Origin of the sequence: Bradyrhizobium sp. BRP56 (genome assembly GCF_020194035.1) — a bacterium.
Classification (GTDB): Bacteria; Pseudomonadota; Alphaproteobacteria; order Rhizobiales; family Xanthobacteraceae; genus Bradyrhizobium; species Bradyrhizobium australafricanum.
This window is the reverse complement of record NZ_JADYVV010000039.1, coordinates 22,471-37,348: the sequence shown is the minus strand read 5'-3', so window position 1 is coordinate 37,348 and position 14,878 is coordinate 22,471. Positions and strand designations below refer to the sequence as shown.

Sequence of the window (14,878 nt, the reverse complement as noted above, 5' to 3'; positions counted from 1 at the left end):
GGACTAGCGTCCGATGCCGCGCTTCATTCCGATCGACCAGGAAATGCCCGCTCCGCCGACGCTGCCGCTGACGAGTTGGCCACGCGCGCGCTCCAGAACCGGCCGCCAAGGCACCAGGACGAATTCGCGCGACTGCTCGATCAGCGCGTACCGCCCGCTGCTGAGCGTCAGCATCCGCTTGTAGATGCCACTGAGGCTGTCGCCGGCCCTGACGTTGCGATATTCGAGCCCGGTGCGAGCGGAAATGTCCGCCGCCGTTTTCGCCAGCTCGCGCTCTTCAAGGATATGCAGCATGTTCCGCGCATAGCGCGCCCGCCCTCCTTCTTCTCGCGCCAGCCCCTGTTCGATCAGCCACTGCCGTCTCGCCCGCAATGCCGTCTCGACCTCCGCGCCGAAACCGGTTGGCGCGAGCCCATCGGATTCCCTTGCGAGGAGCTTCCGGTCGAGCCAGGTCGCACCGACTGCCTGCGGCAGCTCTTCGAGCCTTTGCCAAGACAACACCGCAACGCGCAACGGATTGCGCGAGCGCTCGAGTTCCTCGTACCGAAAAGCCCGATCGAGATAGTCCTGGCCGACCTTCCAGCCGCCATCGGCAAGGCGGCTGACCGTCCCTTGCCGACGCATCGCCTCCAGTCGCCGGACATGGGTTCCGATATATTCGGCCGATGCTTGCGGATCCAGCTCCCGGTGCAGGCGCTCGCTGTAAGAGCCGTCATTGGCCGCGGCCACTTCGGCGATCGTTCGATCCACCGGGCGCAGCTCCGCCGAACGCGGCCTAAGCTCCAGAATCGTGTTCCGCGCGGGCAGCTCTTCGTTGGCGCCGAGAGCACCGACCTCGGCATAGTGCGTCAGCCCGTCGACCCCATCGATCACCACATAGCGGCGCTCCATCAGTTCATCCGCAAACCCTTCGCCAACGACCCGCCCGATCAGGCGCCGGCCCGCGCTCCGCGGATCGAAGATCGCATAGCTGGCTGCCGCCCGCGAGATGCCCGCCGCACGCAGTTCGCGATGCATGGTCTTGATGATGTCGCCGCGCTCGCCCATCCGCCGGAGCTTCAATTCGAGCTCCCCGTCAAGGCGCCAGCGGCCGGGATTGTCTTCCTCCGCCAATCCCATCCGCTCGAGCGTCCGCAGCCGGCCCATGCGCATCGTGTGCCAAACCGGATCCCGCGCGGCCTGTGCAAGCTCAAGGACACCATCACGGGCGTCGCGCAGGATAGCCCGGTCAATCCGCGTGAACCGCTCGGCCGTGACCTCCTGCTGAAGCTTGCGCGCGGTCTCGATCTCGGTCTCAGGGCCGAGCTCGCGGGTGACGAGGTCGGAGGCCCGCGCCCGAAGGCCGTGGGCGATATAGTCCCGTGCAATCACGAGGTCATGCCCCGCGTCATCTTTGCCGCGGAGCACGACATGGCTATGCGGATGGCCCGTGTTGAAATGATCCGCCGCGACCCAGTCGAGCCTGGTGCCGAGGTCACTCTCCATCTGCCGCATCAGGTCACGGATAAAGGGTTTCAGGTCAGAGAGCTCCGCGCTGTCCTCCGGTGCAACGATGAAGCGAAACTGGTGGTGGTCTCCGGCGCTTCGTTCAGTGAACGCCTTGCCGTCGGCGCGATCGTTGGCTGCATCATAGAGTTCGCCAGGTTCACCTGTGCGCGTCACGCCGTCGCGTTGCACATAGCGCAGATGCGCCCGGACGGCGCCTGCGTCGCCGGCCTTGATGCGCACGATCCGCGCCTTGACCACGACCCGGCGCAGCCTCTTGTTCCGGCCCCGACCGGCAAGCACCGCACCTTGCGCGTATCCGCGGCCGATTCGACCGCCCGAGAAGTTCGACGCGTGACGAGCCGTGCGGCCGGCGCGTTCTGCGGCCTGCCGAACACGTCGAAGATATCCGGACGGCTTTCTGGCCTTGCGGTTGCCGATGCGGCCGAGCTTCGGTTCGAGTTCGTCGTCATCGATGCCATGCATCACACGGGCTCCCCCTTTAGAAGACCGCGGATATGTGAAGCCAAAGATCCGTCGCCAAGTCGCAGACGCGAACGACGAGCACTGGCATCGCCTTGAAGCCCGATTGGCGACATCCCGTTGCGCCGTATCGCCAACTCCTTGATGTGCAGACAAGGACTTGTAGCTCGTCGAACGCCGGTGCTTTAATCTTGCCTTACGCCACACTCTGCTCCGCCCTCAGCCCTGCTGTCTCTCACTTTGCTCAAATCGCCACAGGTCCGAAGGTGCAAGTCCCACGAGGGATTGGATTTCAGCAATCGGCCGAACAGCAATTCGGGCTCAGAGAGCAATCGCGCGCAGGGCGCGGTCGGTGTTCGAACTGGCGAGACAGCGCGCGCAATCGGAGCCTTAAGCGACATGGAATTCCGGGAAATCAGCGCGAAACGCCGCGCACGAAATCCGTCCGACTGATCGTATTTGGCCGGCGGCGAAGCCCCTCTTCAGAACGTGAAAATACTGCTCTGCTCTTTGCAAAGCGACGCGAGAAACGCAAAAAAGGCCCCGCCTCCGAGGAGGCGGGGCCGATGATCCGTCAGGGTCAGTCGCCGTTGCGGCGCGACCAGATCAGGCTGAAACCCTCCTCGCCTTCGACCTTCACCAGCGAGGCGTAGATCGGTGCCGGGAAGCTCGGATCGTCGAGCTTGACCGAGAGATATTCACGCTCGCTGTCGCGGGCGGTCTTCTTCCAGGCGGCGCCGAACTCGGTGCTGCCGGCAAAGATGCGGTAATCGGGAGCCTTCTCGTTGTCCTTCTCGGATGCGACGAGCTTGGCCTTGATGTTGAGCGTCAGCGTCTTGATCGCGCCGGCGTAGCCGTTGTCCGAAGCGGTGAAAGTGCCGATGGTCGCCATGATTATCTCCGTCTGTTTTGCTCGGGCCGCGCCCATCGCAGCCTCGATGGCGATCCCTGGCCCGGGGAGCGATCGGCCCGCAGCCGCTAAGGCCCAGAGCGCCAGCGGAGGACGGCGATAGGCCTGCTTTTTTGTCCTTCGCGAGGAATGCCGCCGCTTCGCGGCAGGGGAAAAAAGCAGGCGCAGCCGTTGCGGGAAGGCGATCGAGGCCCTTGCCGTCCCCCGGGCTTGATCAGCCCAATCGAGACTGCGCTGGACGCGAGCCCATGACCGAACTGACGGAGATGACCGTGGCGACCGCCGCCTGCGCAGCACCAGAAAACGGTTGGACCGGTCGACGATCGGCCGATGTCAGCGCATCAGTGAGGACGCAGCCGGACCAACGCAAAGGAAACCAGCTGGATTTTCGCGGGAATGAACCGGCAGCACCGCCAGAATATCCGTCAGAAGCTCGCTCTCGAAGCGCGGCGTCATGACAGGATCAACCCGTCCGGCCTGGCCGCCTCGCCATGTAAAAGGAGGCGCGACACAGCCACTCTGGCCGCAGCAATTGGCGTGGATCGGACGGATCGTGCCCCTGAAGGGCTTGCGTTGGGAGTAGCCACTTTAATCTATGAAATCGGCCGCGCTCCACCAGGCGCGCGGCCGGTTCTTGGAGCCTACCCATGCCGCTCACGTGTCCCCTGCGATTTTGCTCCGCAGCCTGCGAACATGGTCCGCTGTCCTGCGCCTCGCCTTGGAGCGCGATCGGCGCCATCTGGCTGAATCACGAGGCGCCGCTCGTAGTGATCGGCCAGCTGCAACAGACGCTTCCTGATGACAGGATCAGCCTGTTCGGCGAGCGCCCGCACAGTCCGCGCTCTCTCTTTGCAAAAGTCGTCGTCCATGGCGTCCCGCTGAAATCACAGCAGGATAGTGCCAGTTAGGCAGGACCAAATGTGACGTAGATCATATTGCCATGGGTTTTCCACGCAATTCAGGTGCACTTGGGAAGTCGTCGTCACACCACGAACGCGACGCCAACCCAGTCGCCTTCACGCCAAACGACATTGCACGAGTAGGTCCTGCTGGGCGGAACAATAAGCGTGAATTGGTCGGGAAGCGAGGATGGCGGATCCTCTGCCCTGAGCGCTGCGCCACTCTCTGTGATATCGCGTACGACACAGCATAATGACAGGTCACCAAACCTGATCAACGCATTGTCCAGCGACGGATTACGCACGGACTTTCGCCTGTCCGGAAGAGCATTCATGTCCATGTCCATCAATAACTAATGCAAAAGAGATCGATGCTTTGTGAGTAATGCTTCACGCTGTACGCCGACTGGATCGACCTTTCCCGCGACGGCGTCGCGGCCCGTTGCGCCGGTGCCTGCGCGGAGGATCAGATAGTTTCAGCGCATTCCTTACGGCGGGCTCGCTCGTCGGCGGATCGTCGACCGGGCGAAGCGGCGACCTTCGAACAGCGACCGCCGTTTGAAGCGCGGCGAGGAATTGCCGTCCCTCTTCCGTGATCTCCCAACCCTCCGCATCGCGAACCACAAACTTGGCCGAGAAGATATTCAGGTCAGGCGCATGTTCGGCCAATCGCTTCATGCGATCAGTCCAGTCTTTGCCGCTGTTCATCAGTATTTCGACCGCGTGCCGAACTTCGGCAACGGAGGCCCGCCCGGCGGGCTGGCCGGCCAGCACTTTCAGGACGGTCAGCTGGAAGGACAACTTCCACGTCTCCGGTCAGGCTGGGTGCAAAGTCTCGACCAGAGACGTTAACCTCCGATCAAAGATTGCAATTACCAAATGACTAATGGGCGAAATGGATCAGGCATGGCCCGCGGATGTCGACCACTGCGCGAGACTGCTCTGAACAAGACTGGCTAATTCGAGTAGCGAAGTGCCGGATCTGACCTCGCCGCTCGATATCAAGCTCAGCCAGCGAGCTCGTTGGCTTCGATTTCGACAGACGATCAGAGATTGGATAACCGCATTTTGCCGTTCACCGGGGTGGTCCACCATGGCGAAGCGGTCAACACGGCGATCGGCGCGAGATCTCTTTCGAAGCGCGTGGCTGGACGCCCGCCGATCGTGCCAGGCCAAAGAAACGGAGGAAGGGCGCGCGCTCCGCTGGAACGCGCACCGTTACCCGCCGCTCAAACATCCGGCTTCCACGTCCAGAGCGGGCGAGCGACACCAAGAATATCGCAGCGCAGGACCGGCCCGAAATACCTGGAATCGAACGAGAGGGGATGCGGCTGCAGCAGGAAATACTCCCCGTCGACGAGCCGCATGCAGCCCTCCCAGGACGGCAGCGGCCGGCCTGCATGGTCCTTCGCCTGCACTTCGGCAATGACCTTGCCACCTATCGAAACCGCGTCCGTCGGGTCCTTTGTGCGGCAGACCTCGTCGCCGCGAACCGCAACCACCTGCTTGAGCAGCGGCACCGCCGGGAGCGCGATCTCGTGCGCCACGATCAGAAGCTCGATCGAAGGCGGCGGCCTCAGCACCGCAAGCTCCCCCCTCACCGGCAAGCGTTGCTCGAGCATGTAGAAGCCGAGCGGCGCGCTGCCGGAGGCGCTGTAGATCAGGAGCGGCGCGCGGTCAGCAAAGGCCATGCACAGCGTGACGATGCCGCCGCACATGACTACGAGGATCGCGGCCCTTCTGAAACGATGGCGTGGATCAATCCGCATCGGAAGTCGACCTCCGCTTGCTGGCCTGCGAGAATTCGACGAGGTCCTCGATGTGATAGCGGACGTAGCGGCCGTGCTTTCGGTAAGCCGGCCCGCGCCCTTGCACGCGCATTTTCTCCAGCGTGTTCTTGGTGAGCCTGAGCCAGGCGGCCGCCTCCGCCGTATTCAGGAACGGCTTGTCAGGCTGCTTGTCTTCCATTTTCGTCATGTTGTCCGGCACTCCTTCTCGCGAGAGCCCGCGCAACGCGCAGGATGCGAGAAGAAGCGTCGTCAGATCGCGCTCAAATTCGAGTGGCGAAGATCAGCGAGCGCGGTTTGCCACCCCGTGCGGGCAGGTCTCGTCCAGCGTGAGGCAGGCCGCCCGCTCAGCCGAGCAGATCGCGGTATCCGCCCTTCATCAGCTCGGTGCCCTTGGCGACCAGCCGCCGTGTCCGGTCTTTAAGAAACTGGCTCGGCCCCTGCCAGTCGTCGGCAACCATCTTCGCGCCGAAGATCGTGGTCGCGATCTGCCGATAGGTCTTGCCGTTCAGGCTTTCGTCGAGCGCGAGCAGTGCCTGGCGCAGCCGCTCGTCGGCGCCAAAGGATGATGTTTCGGGCAGCGCCGTCTCTTTCATCGTGAAGCGTTGCAGACGCTTCAAGAGTTCGGTCTGGGCTGCAAGCTCCGATAGTCTTTCGAGCTCGAACACCGGCCGGAACCTGCGGGTCAGAACCGGGAGATCATGGAGCTCGACCGCGACGTGGACACCCCTGCCCTTCAACAGCACGAGCAGCCGGCCGTCAGCGTCGATGACCGCATGGCGCTCGACCTTGAAGTCGGCGAGCACGTTCGGCGGTCCCTCGTCGCCCTCGCGCGGCGGCAACGCCTTGAGCCGCGCCACGCGTTTCAGCGCGCGCGCATGCCAGAGCACCGGCGCATCGCGCGCGGCGAGCGCAGGGTCTGAGAAGGCCAGCAGGCCCCATTTTTCGGCCTGCGGGAACCGGCGCGGCAGCCGCAGCAATTGCGTGCCGTCGGTCAGCGTGAGGCACGGAAGATGACGCGGGACGGAGCGCCGCCAATCCGCGGCATAGTCGGCGTTACGCCGCAGGAACTCCCATGCCCAATCGGCGGCGTCGAAGCGGACCTGACCGGAAGCCGCTTCGCCGCCGTCGCGCCGAGCTCGCCAGTGATGCGACATATTCAAGAGAGCCCACCACGCCTTGAGGTTGCGCTTATGATCGTTCCGGCCGATTGGGGCAAGAGCACGGCTCCCGGGCCTTGGCATGCGGAACGCGAGGCACGCTCGACGGGCCTTCGGCTCGTCGGCAAGCCATATGGCGAGCAAGGGAGTACAACAACATCTGCAGAGCAAGAGCAGCACGCGGGCATCGCTGATCGGTCCGCAACGCCAGGCCACGCGTTAACCCAACGTGGTATCAATCTTGCTAGTTTCAGATTAGCTTGATGGTGCGCGCGCAGATTCACGGCGTTCGCATATTCGTCGAGCCAACCGAACCAAGAGGACGACATGGCCAAGAAAGCGAAGAAGGCGAAGAAGACGGCGAAGGCGACCAAGAAGGTCGCCAAGAAGACCAAGAAGATGAAGAAGTAAGCGCGCGGTTTCCGCGCGCCAAAGCCGCTGCGGTATCGCCGATCGTGGCGATGAGGCGACCGGATGCATCGCAAGATGCTCTTGCGAGGCTGCGGCGACGATCAGGCCGGCCCCATGTGCACACGGCTCGAGCAGCCACTGGATTGATGCACATGGGTCCGGTTTCTTTGCTCTGGCGGTCCTTTTGCAGCGACTGCCGTTCGCGGAGGTCCCGCCGATCAGCCCCTGACGCCTCGCCTTATCGCTGCCCGCCCGTCCCTTCGCCGGAGCAGTCATTTGACCGGCCCCCGGCGCCGACGCATTGACGATAGCGCCAGGGCTCGACAAATCGTCCGCTCCACATGCCGCTTTGCTTGCCGCGCGCCCAGGCTTCGGCCGCAGCGTAGTCACCCTTGCTGTAGCGCGGCCAGTCGACCGCAAGCCCGCCGCGCACCAGCCACTCGGCAAGGTCGACCTTGCCGGCGCTACAGACCGCGACCGAGCGCCCGTACCGGTCGCGGTCGACCTCGACGCAGGCCACCGCCTGCCTGCCGATGAAGGCACCCAGCGCGTTCGCGGCCACCTGCCCGCAGCGATAGCGGCCGCCGTGCCGGTCGCTGCAGAGCTGGTCGTGCTCCGGCGCGTCGATCCCGTAGAGACGCACGCGCGTGCCATGGATTTCGATGGTGTCGCCATCGATCACGCTTGCCTGCCCGGCGACGTCGCCGGCGCGCGCCTGGTCGGCCGGTGCCCCGGCGATCACAAGCAATGCGAATGCGCGGCCCGCAAGCCGCCGCCATCCCGAAATCCGGTCCAACCGCACCGCGACGAATTCCGGCGGCATGCCCTGCCCTGGCGTCATCGTCCCGGATAGCCTGTCCATATGTCCGGTCCGCGGCCTAAGGCGTCCCGACCGTCAGCGAGGAAACGACCCGCACCAGCATCACCAGCGTCGCGGTCAACGTCGCCCCTCCGACCACACACTGCGCAACGCACCGCTTCACCATGGCACCGCCGTCAACAAAGATGCTGAATGCATTTGGCATGGGCCGGCTCCGTCCAGTTGCTTCCGTGGATCGAGCCGGACTCATAGTCTGAGTCGCGGAGGCTGCGCCGCAAGCTTATTTCCTGCAGCGTTAGGGTTTGATTCACGACTCGGAGACTCCCTGCAAGCAGCCGCGGCGAGGCCGCTGCGGCCGAATCGGTACGGTCGGCCGCCATTTGTCCCGGATTCGATTCGGCCGTCGGCCGCTTGCGGTGTCGTGGCGGCGTCGTCGGTCTGGAGCGGCAGCGCCATGCGGAGCGGTTACCGAACCCGCTGTTTGCCCTGCCTCGTATCAATCCGGCCATCGCGGATGATCGTCCGCGGCACCCGCGATCGTGTCCGGCGTATCGATGGCTGCCGCCGGGCCGGCCACAGGCGGCGCGCCGAAGGCCAGCAGGAGGTCTGCGGCCTTTGAGGCCCTGCTCGCGGCGCGGAAGATCGCGCGGTTGTCCGCGCGCAGGACATCGACCCAGCTGCCGACATAGTCGGCGTGCCGGACCGTCGGCACAATGGAGAGCGTCGCGCAGACGAATGCGGCCGTCATCTCGGCGACCAGTTCCTCGCTGGCGTAGGGCCTCGATCCGAAACTGCCGCTCTGGTCGCGGCCGAGCCGGCTGCCATGTCCCGTCCAGTGTCCTAGTTCGTGGAACAGGGTGCGATAATAGTTGATCTGGTCGAAGAACGCCGGCTGCGGCGGCAGCTGGATGTAATCCCGGTCGCATTCATAATAGGCCTCGGCCCCGCCATGGCGGATGTCGGCGAGCGTTGCGCGGGCAAGCGCCTCGGCCACCGGCACGATTTCGCGTTCAGGCAAGGGCGCCGGCGCGATACCGCAATGGTCCGGCAGGCCATCGCATTGCGCGACGTTGAACACCGTATAGCGCCGCAGAAAAGGCACCGCCTGGAGCTCGCCCGCATGATTCGGCGTCGATGGCGGATCATCCTGCGATTGCGTCCGCCGATCCCGGGGAATGAACTTGTCGGCGTAGCAGATGGCGGTGCCATGCTCGCCTTTGCGGACCGTGCCGCCGAGCGTGATGGCCTGCCGAAAGGTGAGCCATTGCTGCGAGGGATAACCCGCGTCGAACAACCTGCCCCAGAGAATCAGGATGTTGATCCCGGAGTAGATCCGGCCGGTCGCGGCGTTGCGCGGCAGTCCGACACCGGACTGCTGCTTGCCGCTGCCCCAGGGCTGGACCCACGGCACGATGCCCTGCTCGAGTTCGGAGACGATCCGGGCGGTGACTTCCTCATAAAGCGTCGCACGCGGCTTCGCCGCGCTCTGGCTGTGTTTGCGTGACATGTTGCTGTCCCTTGCTGTCTTCCCGCACAGGTCCCCGGTGGCGGGGTGGGCGGCGAAGAGCGAGCGGGCAGCCCCGAACGCTCGGGGCAGGACGCACCGGAACGGCCGGAGCGCAGGCGGAGGACCGCGCCACGATCAGGGAGCGAGCCGGGAGACGCGTGACGGCGCGGTTGCGGCTTGCCGGTTCGGGGCTATACGGGAGCGCCGCCCACCCCGCCGACGGGCCTCAAAAAGGAGCGCCGGCCATCAAGGCCGGCTCACGAACAAACCGGCGGCGTGTGGACAACGCCGGTCATCGGACAGCCGGCATGACACCCTGGATCAATAAAGCGCAATGAAGGCGGGGCGTCGTCGATCCGCGATACGTCAAGGTCGATAGACGAGCGGAGAGCGGCGCGCGCGGCAGCAGCGGACGATGTGCGCCCAACACCCGATCGCTCCTCTACGCCGGTCAACGACCGCCGGAGCTTGGCGCTCGATCATGACAGCAGCTGTTGAACCCTGCGTATCGTGGCGAGATCATCGATGCACGACGCCCATTCCAGCATCGTCTGCCGCAGCGTCGTGGTCTCGATCCCGTGCAGGGCGAGCCGATTGATCACGAGCTGTCGATCCTCCTGCCTCCGCGCGACGGCAAGATCTGCCATGAGACGCACATCGTACCCCTGCCCGGCTCCCGCGAGAGCGGCGATCAGGACGTCCTCTTCGAGCCAGGCTCCGCCAAGAAACACAAGCTCGATTGCCGACGCTTCGGCCTCCGCCGCCCACCAGTCATGGCGCCACAACATGACCGGCTCGACCGCAAGGAAGGTCATCGCATCGGCAATCCGGTCCGTCAGCAACGGAGAAGGCCGATCGCCAGCGACGTGGGTCACGACGCCGAAGATCTCGCGGATTGCCGGAATCAGCCCGAGGCTCTCCCGCCAGCTCCTTGCCACGGGATCCGGCACCGCCCCAAGCTCGACACGGGCCGGATTGATCAGGATGACGCGGCTGCGACGCGGGTCTGCGAGCATCGCTATGGTCCATGAGATCCATCGCGGAACGAGAGCGTGATCGTCCCCAGATCACGCGGCAAGGCCGGCTCGGAGAGAACGGGCCCCTCGATACCGGCACGTTCATACATGGCCAGCCGCGTTTCGGTCGCCCTGTGGAGGAAGCCGGCCAAGGCTATCGTCTCACCGATCCGTTGCGGCGGCGAGATGCGATCGAGCGGCCATCCGGCGCGTCGCAGAATGCGTTCCATGCGGACATCGGTCACGGTCACGATGGCGTCGGCGCCGGCGGCATCCAGATATTCGATCATGGCCGCGAACAGTACGAATGTGACGCGGCCAACGCCATTCGTTGCACGCGCACTGCCGCTCCGCGTGTCGACGCAGAAGCGCGAGCTCTCAAGGATCCTCTCGCTCCGCGGTGCCTGTCGGTCACCCAGCAACGCTGGGAACGTTTCTGCGAGCATCGTTGGCCCCGTCGTCGGCAACAGCCTCACGCACCCGACCACCTGCCCCTGGTCGAGAGCGATCAGGTAGTCGGGGCCGAGGGTGTCGAACAGGTCGAGTTCAAGCTTGCCCGAAGCCGACACATCCCAATTGAGCCGATCCCTGAAGACGCGATATCGGAGGCGGTACATCTCCCGAAGCAACTCGATGTGTCGGGCGACGTGATGAGCTGAGATGGCGACGACGTGCATGGGGCTTCTCCCGAGCGAACGCCCGTCACGAAATCAAATTGATACGGAGGGAGCGACTGGTGATTCTTACAGGTGCATTCAACCTCTAGGTGAGTTGGTCCAACGTCATCAAGCGTCAGCCAACACGCCTTGATCTGGAAGCATTCCAGACTGATCGCTCGACGTTCCGACGACTGTTCGCTGGTCGCCCTGCCGCGCTCAACGCCGACAATGCACTTTGTCGAGTCTTGCATACGAATTGTCGGTATCGATGAATTCATGCCGCGCGCAGAGCGCTAGGCTCAGGTCGATGAGCAGGCTCCCGCAGCCGAAACCTCAGCCGAGGATTGTCCGTACGCGGCTGCCTGCCGCTTGAGGACGATCCTGCAATCAACACCAGACGACAATTGAGAACGGAGCCAGCAGATGACAAGAGCGAACAAGCGGGCAGACGCAGGCGATGCATTATGTGCAATGCCCGCGACCGATCTGGCGGCAGCCATTCGGTCGAAACAGGTCTCGCCGGTCGATGTAACCGACGCCGTGCTGGCGCGGATCAACCGTCTCAATCCCGGGCTCAACGCATTCGTGACCCTGATCGAGGACGACGCGCGGCGGCAAGCCCGCGAGGCAGAAGACGCGGTCATGCGCGGGCATGAGCTCGGCTCGCTGCACGGGATTCCCTACGCGCTCAAGGACGCCACGCTGACAAGGGGCATACGCACGACCTACGGATCGAAGCTGTTTGCAGAGCACGTTCCGGCTCAGGACTCGCTCGTTGCCGAGCGGCTGCGCGCAGCAGGCGGCGTGCTCATCGGCAAGACAAATCTGCCCGAGTTCGGCGCCAAATGTACGACCGACAACAAGATCTTCGGTGCCACACGCAATCCCTGGGCCCTTGCGCTTACGCCCGGCGGCTCAAGCGGAGGAGCCGCCGCGGCCGTGGCGGCTGGCCTCGTTCCGCTGGCCGAGGGAAGCGACCATGCCGGATCGATCCGCTGCCCGGCTGCACTTTGCGGCGTGGTTGGCCTGAAGCCCTCCAACGGACGCATCCCGATCTACCCGGACAATCTGCTCTGGCACGCCGTGATGTGGTGCCACGGCCCGATCACGCGGACGGTCGCCGACGCGGCGCTCATGCTGGACGTCATGGCGGGACCCGACGATCGTGATCCCCGCGCGCTTTGCGATGGCGCAGGCGGGTTCAGCGCAAGCGTCGCCGGAAGGGGATCGATCAAGGGCCGGCGTATCGGCTATTTGAGCGACATCGGCTGTGTTCCCGTGGATCCGGCCGTTCGGGATGTCTGCGAAGGAGCACTCGCCGCATTCGTCGAGCTCGGCTGCAGGGTCGAGATCGATACGACCGACTTCAGCGACACGATCGAGGCTTACGGCTTGATCAATGCCAGTCGCCGTGCAGCCTATGTCGATGCATACCTTCCCGATCATGCAGACGACTTCGACCCGGAGGTGGTCTGGCGGGCCGAGCTTTCACGAAGCCGCACGGCGACCCACCTCACCAAGGCCGAACTGGTCCAGACATCGGCTTACCTGCGCGTGCAGGATCTGTTCCAGCGTTACGACCTGCTCGTAACGCCCACGACGCCGACGGCGGCATTCCCGATCGAGATCAGCTACCCGCGCGAGATTGCGGGGGTGAAGATCGACACGGTCTTCGAGCATCTCGGGCTGACATCGCTCTTCAATTTGACAGGTCATCCGGCGATCTCGGTCCCTGCCGGCTGGACCAAGGACGGATTGCCCGTGGGTCTTCAGATCGTCGGCCCCTGGCGCGACGACGCTGCCGTCCTCCGCGCAGCGGCCGCCTATGAAGAGGCGCAGCCGTGGCAGGATCGCTGGCCACCCCTTGCCGGCTTCGAGGCCTAGGATAGCCGCGCTGTCATTGATTGTTCCGCGGGCGGGCCATTTCCCGCCCGCCTGACCATTGACCGGGTGTGCGGAAGCTCCTCTCGCAATGCCCCGCGACCGGCATGTCGTCCCTAGCGCTTAAGGCAACAGACCGCGCCGTAACGCTTCCGCGATGCATTGTGCCGTCGTCGTCGCGCCGAGCTTGCGCCGCGCTTTTTCGAGATGATCGATCACGGTTCGCGGGGCGATATCGACGAGCACCGCGATATCCGTCGCGCTCTTGCCTTGCGCTGCCCACGCGAGGCACTGAAGTTGACGCTGGGTGAGCAGGCTCCTTGCGCGACGATCGGCATCCGGCGAGCGACGCTTTGCGGCGAGATGCGCATGGAAATACAGGCCGATCAGCTGGACGATGTCCCCGTCCGCTTCGAGCAGGGCATCTGTCGCCGGTGCCGGCGCGTCCGTTGCCAGCGTGAAGGCAACCGTTCGTCCAAACCCGGCTCTGACCGGAACGGTGATTCCCGATTTGACCCCGAAGGTCGCCGCTTCGTCGAAGAAGCGCCGCTGTGCCGTCGAGGTCGCTCTCAAAGACAATGCGCCATTCCAGCTGAACACCGAGCGGCTGCCGGCCGCGCGGCGCACCACCGGATCGAGCCTGGCATATCCGCGCTCGATGTACCGGCGCGTCCAGGATCTCGGATAGGACGAGATCACGGTAGTGACATCCCCTGCCTGGCAGAGATAGGCAAACCAGCGGAACCCAAGGCGCTCTGCCACGCGCCGCGCAACGCGTTCGAACCCGCGTCCATCTTCCGCGGCATGGATGCCATCCGCAAACTCCTCAAACGCGCGTTCGATCGTGGCCATCAACGGGGGCTTTCCTGGACGCGAGGGACCACCGTCCTTACCAGCGCGATTGCTGCATGTCGGCAAAATACTTCGCCGGCGGCTTGCCGAGAGCCTTCTTGAACATCGTGATGAAAGCGGTCACCGATTCATAGCCGAGCGTGCCCGAGACCTCCTGAACGGTCGCGCCGGCGGACAGCTCGCGCAGCGCAACGATCAGGTGCAGCTGCCGCCGCCAGCGCCCGAAGCTCAGCCCGGTCTCCCTGTGCATGAGCCGTGACAGCGAGCGCTCGTTCATCGCAACCCGGCTTGCCCAGGTCGGGAACGTGCTGCGGTCGGCGGGATCTTCGGACAGCATCTCGGCGATCTTGCGAATGCGCCTGTCCTGCGGCATCGGCAAATGCAGCCTTTCGATCGGCATGAGCACAAGCTGCTCCAGCAGCACGCCGACCAGGCGGCCGGCCGGGCTGTCGATCCTGAACTCCTGCGTCAGGTCGGCCAGATGCTGGATCAGTTCGCGGATCAGGGGGGAGATTGACAGCGTACAGCATTCGACCGGCAACGCGGCGGCGCCCGGCTTGACGAACAGGAAGCAGATCCTGGCGTTGGCAGTCGCGCGAATGCTGTGCATCATGCCACCGGGCACCCACACCGCGCAGGTCGGCGGGACCATCCAGATCGAATTCGCGACCTCGCAGGTTACGCCGCCTTTCAGTGCCAGGACGAGCTGTCCCTGGCTGTGCCGGTGCAGCGGTCCTTCGCCCTTGTGATCGGACACATCGACCCGCATTGCGATCGCGGGGCTTCTCAGCTTTTTCGCATCGAACTTCCGTAGCGAGAGCTCGAGTGACATGGTTACTTTGTCCACTTTTGGCGATCGATTGTCGCTACCGCTGAATTCACTGGAGTTGCGGCTGTGTAGTCAGGGCCTCCAAAACCACTGAGGCCCCGACACATGAGCATTCGTGAATCAGATCGCGCGCAACGCGGCAAGCCCGCGCTGCTTGTCCTCGGTCTGCTTTCGATCGG

Annotated in this window: 16 protein-coding genes; 2 read left to right on the top strand and 14 right to left on the bottom strand. The window is 64.3% G+C overall.

From position 1 onward, the window contains the following. Window positions 1-3 precede the first annotated feature (3 nt). From rlxS to I6F38_RS44065, 3 genes are all read right to left on the bottom strand, one after another. A complete protein-coding gene (rlxS, locus tag I6F38_RS25500; RefSeq protein WP_225162281.1) occupies window positions 4-1,971 on the bottom strand; it encodes a relaxase/mobilization nuclease RlxS in 1,968 nt (655 codons plus the stop codon). A 577-nt stretch (window positions 1,972-2,548) separates the two neighbouring features. Then, entirely contained in the window at window positions 2,549-2,860 is a 312-nt protein-coding gene (locus I6F38_RS25495) for a DUF736 domain-containing protein (RefSeq protein WP_225162280.1), read from the bottom strand. Between the two features lie 351 nt (window positions 2,861-3,211). Beyond that, window positions 3,212-3,334 carry a hypothetical protein gene (locus I6F38_RS44065; RefSeq protein ID WP_276573514.1) on the bottom strand — a complete coding sequence of 41 codons (123 nt, stop codon included), beginning with the start codon at window positions 3,332-3,334 and terminating at the stop codon, window positions 3,212-3,214. A gap of 191 nt (window positions 3,335-3,525) precedes the next feature. Here I6F38_RS44065 and I6F38_RS25490 point away from each other — a divergent pair, with 191 nt between their 5' ends. After that, window positions 3,526-3,786, top strand: a complete 261-nt coding sequence (locus tag I6F38_RS25490) for a hypothetical protein (protein ID WP_225162279.1) — start codon at window positions 3,526-3,528, stop codon at window positions 3,784-3,786. Window positions 3,787-4,167: 381 nt separating this feature from the next. Here I6F38_RS25490 and I6F38_RS25480 read toward each other — a convergent pair whose 3' ends face one another. From I6F38_RS25480 to I6F38_RS25440, 9 genes are all read right to left on the bottom strand, one after another. Beyond that, entirely contained in the window at window positions 4,168-4,578 is a 411-nt protein-coding gene (locus tag I6F38_RS25480; RefSeq protein ID WP_225162277.1) for a hypothetical protein, read from the bottom strand. Between the two features lie 428 nt (window positions 4,579-5,006). Next, window positions 5,007-5,546 (bottom strand): S26 family signal peptidase, encoded by a 540-nt coding sequence (locus I6F38_RS25475; RefSeq protein ID WP_225162276.1) that lies wholly within the window; start codon window positions 5,544-5,546, stop codon window positions 5,007-5,009. Further along, window positions 5,536-5,754: a helix-turn-helix domain-containing protein gene (locus I6F38_RS25470; protein ID WP_035633119.1), complete on the bottom strand. Its 219-nt coding sequence runs from the start codon at window positions 5,752-5,754 to the stop codon at window positions 5,536-5,538. Before I6F38_RS25470 ends, I6F38_RS25475 begins: the two co-directional genes overlap by 11 nt. 157 nt (window positions 5,755-5,911) lie before the next feature. After that, the gene (locus tag I6F38_RS25465) at window positions 5,912-6,721 is read right to left on the bottom strand and encodes a DUF2285 domain-containing protein (protein ID WP_225162317.1); all 810 of its coding nucleotides are present in this window, start codon (window positions 6,719-6,721) and stop codon (window positions 5,912-5,914) included. Window positions 6,722-7,373: 652 nt separating this feature from the next. After that, window positions 7,374-7,997 carry a thermonuclease family protein gene (locus I6F38_RS25460; RefSeq protein WP_225162275.1) on the bottom strand — a complete coding sequence of 208 codons (624 nt, stop codon included), beginning with the start codon at window positions 7,995-7,997 and terminating at the stop codon, window positions 7,374-7,376. A gap of 16 nt (window positions 7,998-8,013) precedes the next feature. Beyond that, window positions 8,014-8,160, bottom strand: a complete 147-nt coding sequence (locus I6F38_RS25455) for a hypothetical protein (RefSeq protein ID WP_155258737.1) — start codon at window positions 8,158-8,160, stop codon at window positions 8,014-8,016. A gap of 291 nt (window positions 8,161-8,451) precedes the next feature. Beyond that, window positions 8,452-9,462: a zincin-like metallopeptidase domain-containing protein gene (locus tag I6F38_RS25450; RefSeq protein WP_225162274.1), complete on the bottom strand. Its 1,011-nt coding sequence runs from the start codon at window positions 9,460-9,462 to the stop codon at window positions 8,452-8,454. 479 nt (window positions 9,463-9,941) lie between these two features. Then, entirely contained in the window at window positions 9,942-10,412 is a 471-nt protein-coding gene (locus I6F38_RS25445) for a hypothetical protein (RefSeq protein ID WP_225162273.1), read from the bottom strand. Between the two features lie 68 nt (window positions 10,413-10,480). Further along, window positions 10,481-11,155 carry an acyl-homoserine-lactone synthase gene (locus I6F38_RS25440; RefSeq protein WP_225162272.1) on the bottom strand — a complete coding sequence of 225 codons (675 nt, stop codon included), beginning with the start codon at window positions 11,153-11,155 and terminating at the stop codon, window positions 10,481-10,483. Between the two features lie 405 nt (window positions 11,156-11,560). Here I6F38_RS25440 and I6F38_RS25435 point away from each other — a divergent pair, with 405 nt between their 5' ends. Next, window positions 11,561-13,021, top strand: coding sequence for an amidase family protein (locus I6F38_RS25435; protein ID WP_346657130.1), 1,461 nt, complete (start codon window positions 11,561-11,563; stop codon window positions 13,019-13,021). Between the two features lie 120 nt (window positions 13,022-13,141). Here the strand turns inward: I6F38_RS25435 and I6F38_RS25430 are convergent, their stop codons facing one another. Both I6F38_RS25430 and I6F38_RS25425 read right to left on the bottom strand, forming a co-directional pair. Then, window positions 13,142-13,870 (bottom strand): autoinducer binding domain-containing protein, encoded by a 729-nt coding sequence (locus I6F38_RS25430; RefSeq protein WP_225162270.1) that lies wholly within the window; start codon window positions 13,868-13,870, stop codon window positions 13,142-13,144. Between the two features lie 37 nt (window positions 13,871-13,907). Then, window positions 13,908-14,702: a helix-turn-helix transcriptional regulator gene (locus I6F38_RS25425; RefSeq protein WP_069277387.1), complete on the bottom strand. Its 795-nt coding sequence runs from the start codon at window positions 14,700-14,702 to the stop codon at window positions 13,908-13,910. Between the last annotated feature and the right edge of the window lie 176 nt (window positions 14,703-14,878).

Coding starts and splice junctions, on each gene's coding strand:
- rlxS (WP_225162281.1), bottom strand. CDS start 1,971: ATGCATGGCATCGATGACGACGAACTCGAACCGAAGCTCGGCCGCATC.
- I6F38_RS25495 (WP_225162280.1), bottom strand. CDS start 2,860: ATGGCGACCATCGGCACTTTCACCGCTTCGGACAACGGCTACGCCGGC.
- I6F38_RS44065 (WP_276573514.1), bottom strand. CDS start 3,334: ATGACGCCGCGCTTCGAGAGCGAGCTTCTGACGGATATTCTGGCGGTG.
- I6F38_RS25490 (WP_225162279.1), top strand. CDS start 3,526: ATGCCGCTCACGTGTCCCCTGCGATTTTGCTCCGCAGCCTGCGAACAT.
- I6F38_RS25475 (WP_225162276.1), bottom strand. CDS start 5,546: ATGCGGATTGATCCACGCCATCGTTTCAGAAGGGCCGCGATCCTCGTA.
- I6F38_RS25470 (WP_035633119.1), bottom strand. CDS start 5,754: ATGACGAAAATGGAAGACAAGCAGCCTGACAAGCCGTTCCTGAATACG.
- I6F38_RS25465 (WP_225162317.1), bottom strand. CDS start 6,721: ATGTCGCATCACTGGCGAGCTCGGCGCGACGGCGGCGAAGCGGCTTCC.
- I6F38_RS25460 (WP_225162275.1), bottom strand. CDS start 7,997: ATGGACAGGCTATCCGGGACGATGACGCCAGGGCAGGGCATGCCGCCG.
- I6F38_RS25455 (WP_155258737.1), bottom strand. CDS start 8,160: ATGCCAAATGCATTCAGCATCTTTGTTGACGGCGGTGCCATGGTGAAG.
- I6F38_RS25450 (WP_225162274.1), bottom strand. CDS start 9,462: ATGTCACGCAAACACAGCCAGAGCGCGGCGAAGCCGCGTGCGACGCTT.
- I6F38_RS25440 (WP_225162272.1), bottom strand. CDS start 11,155: ATGCACGTCGTCGCCATCTCAGCTCATCACGTCGCCCGACACATCGAG.
- I6F38_RS25435 (WP_346657130.1), top strand. CDS start 11,561: ATGACAAGAGCGAACAAGCGGGCAGACGCAGGCGATGCATTATGTGCA.
- I6F38_RS25430 (WP_225162270.1), bottom strand. CDS start 13,870: ATGGCCACGATCGAACGCGCGTTTGAGGAGTTTGCGGATGGCATCCAT.
- I6F38_RS25425 (WP_069277387.1), bottom strand. CDS start 14,702: ATGTCACTCGAGCTCTCGCTACGGAAGTTCGATGCGAAAAAGCTGAGA.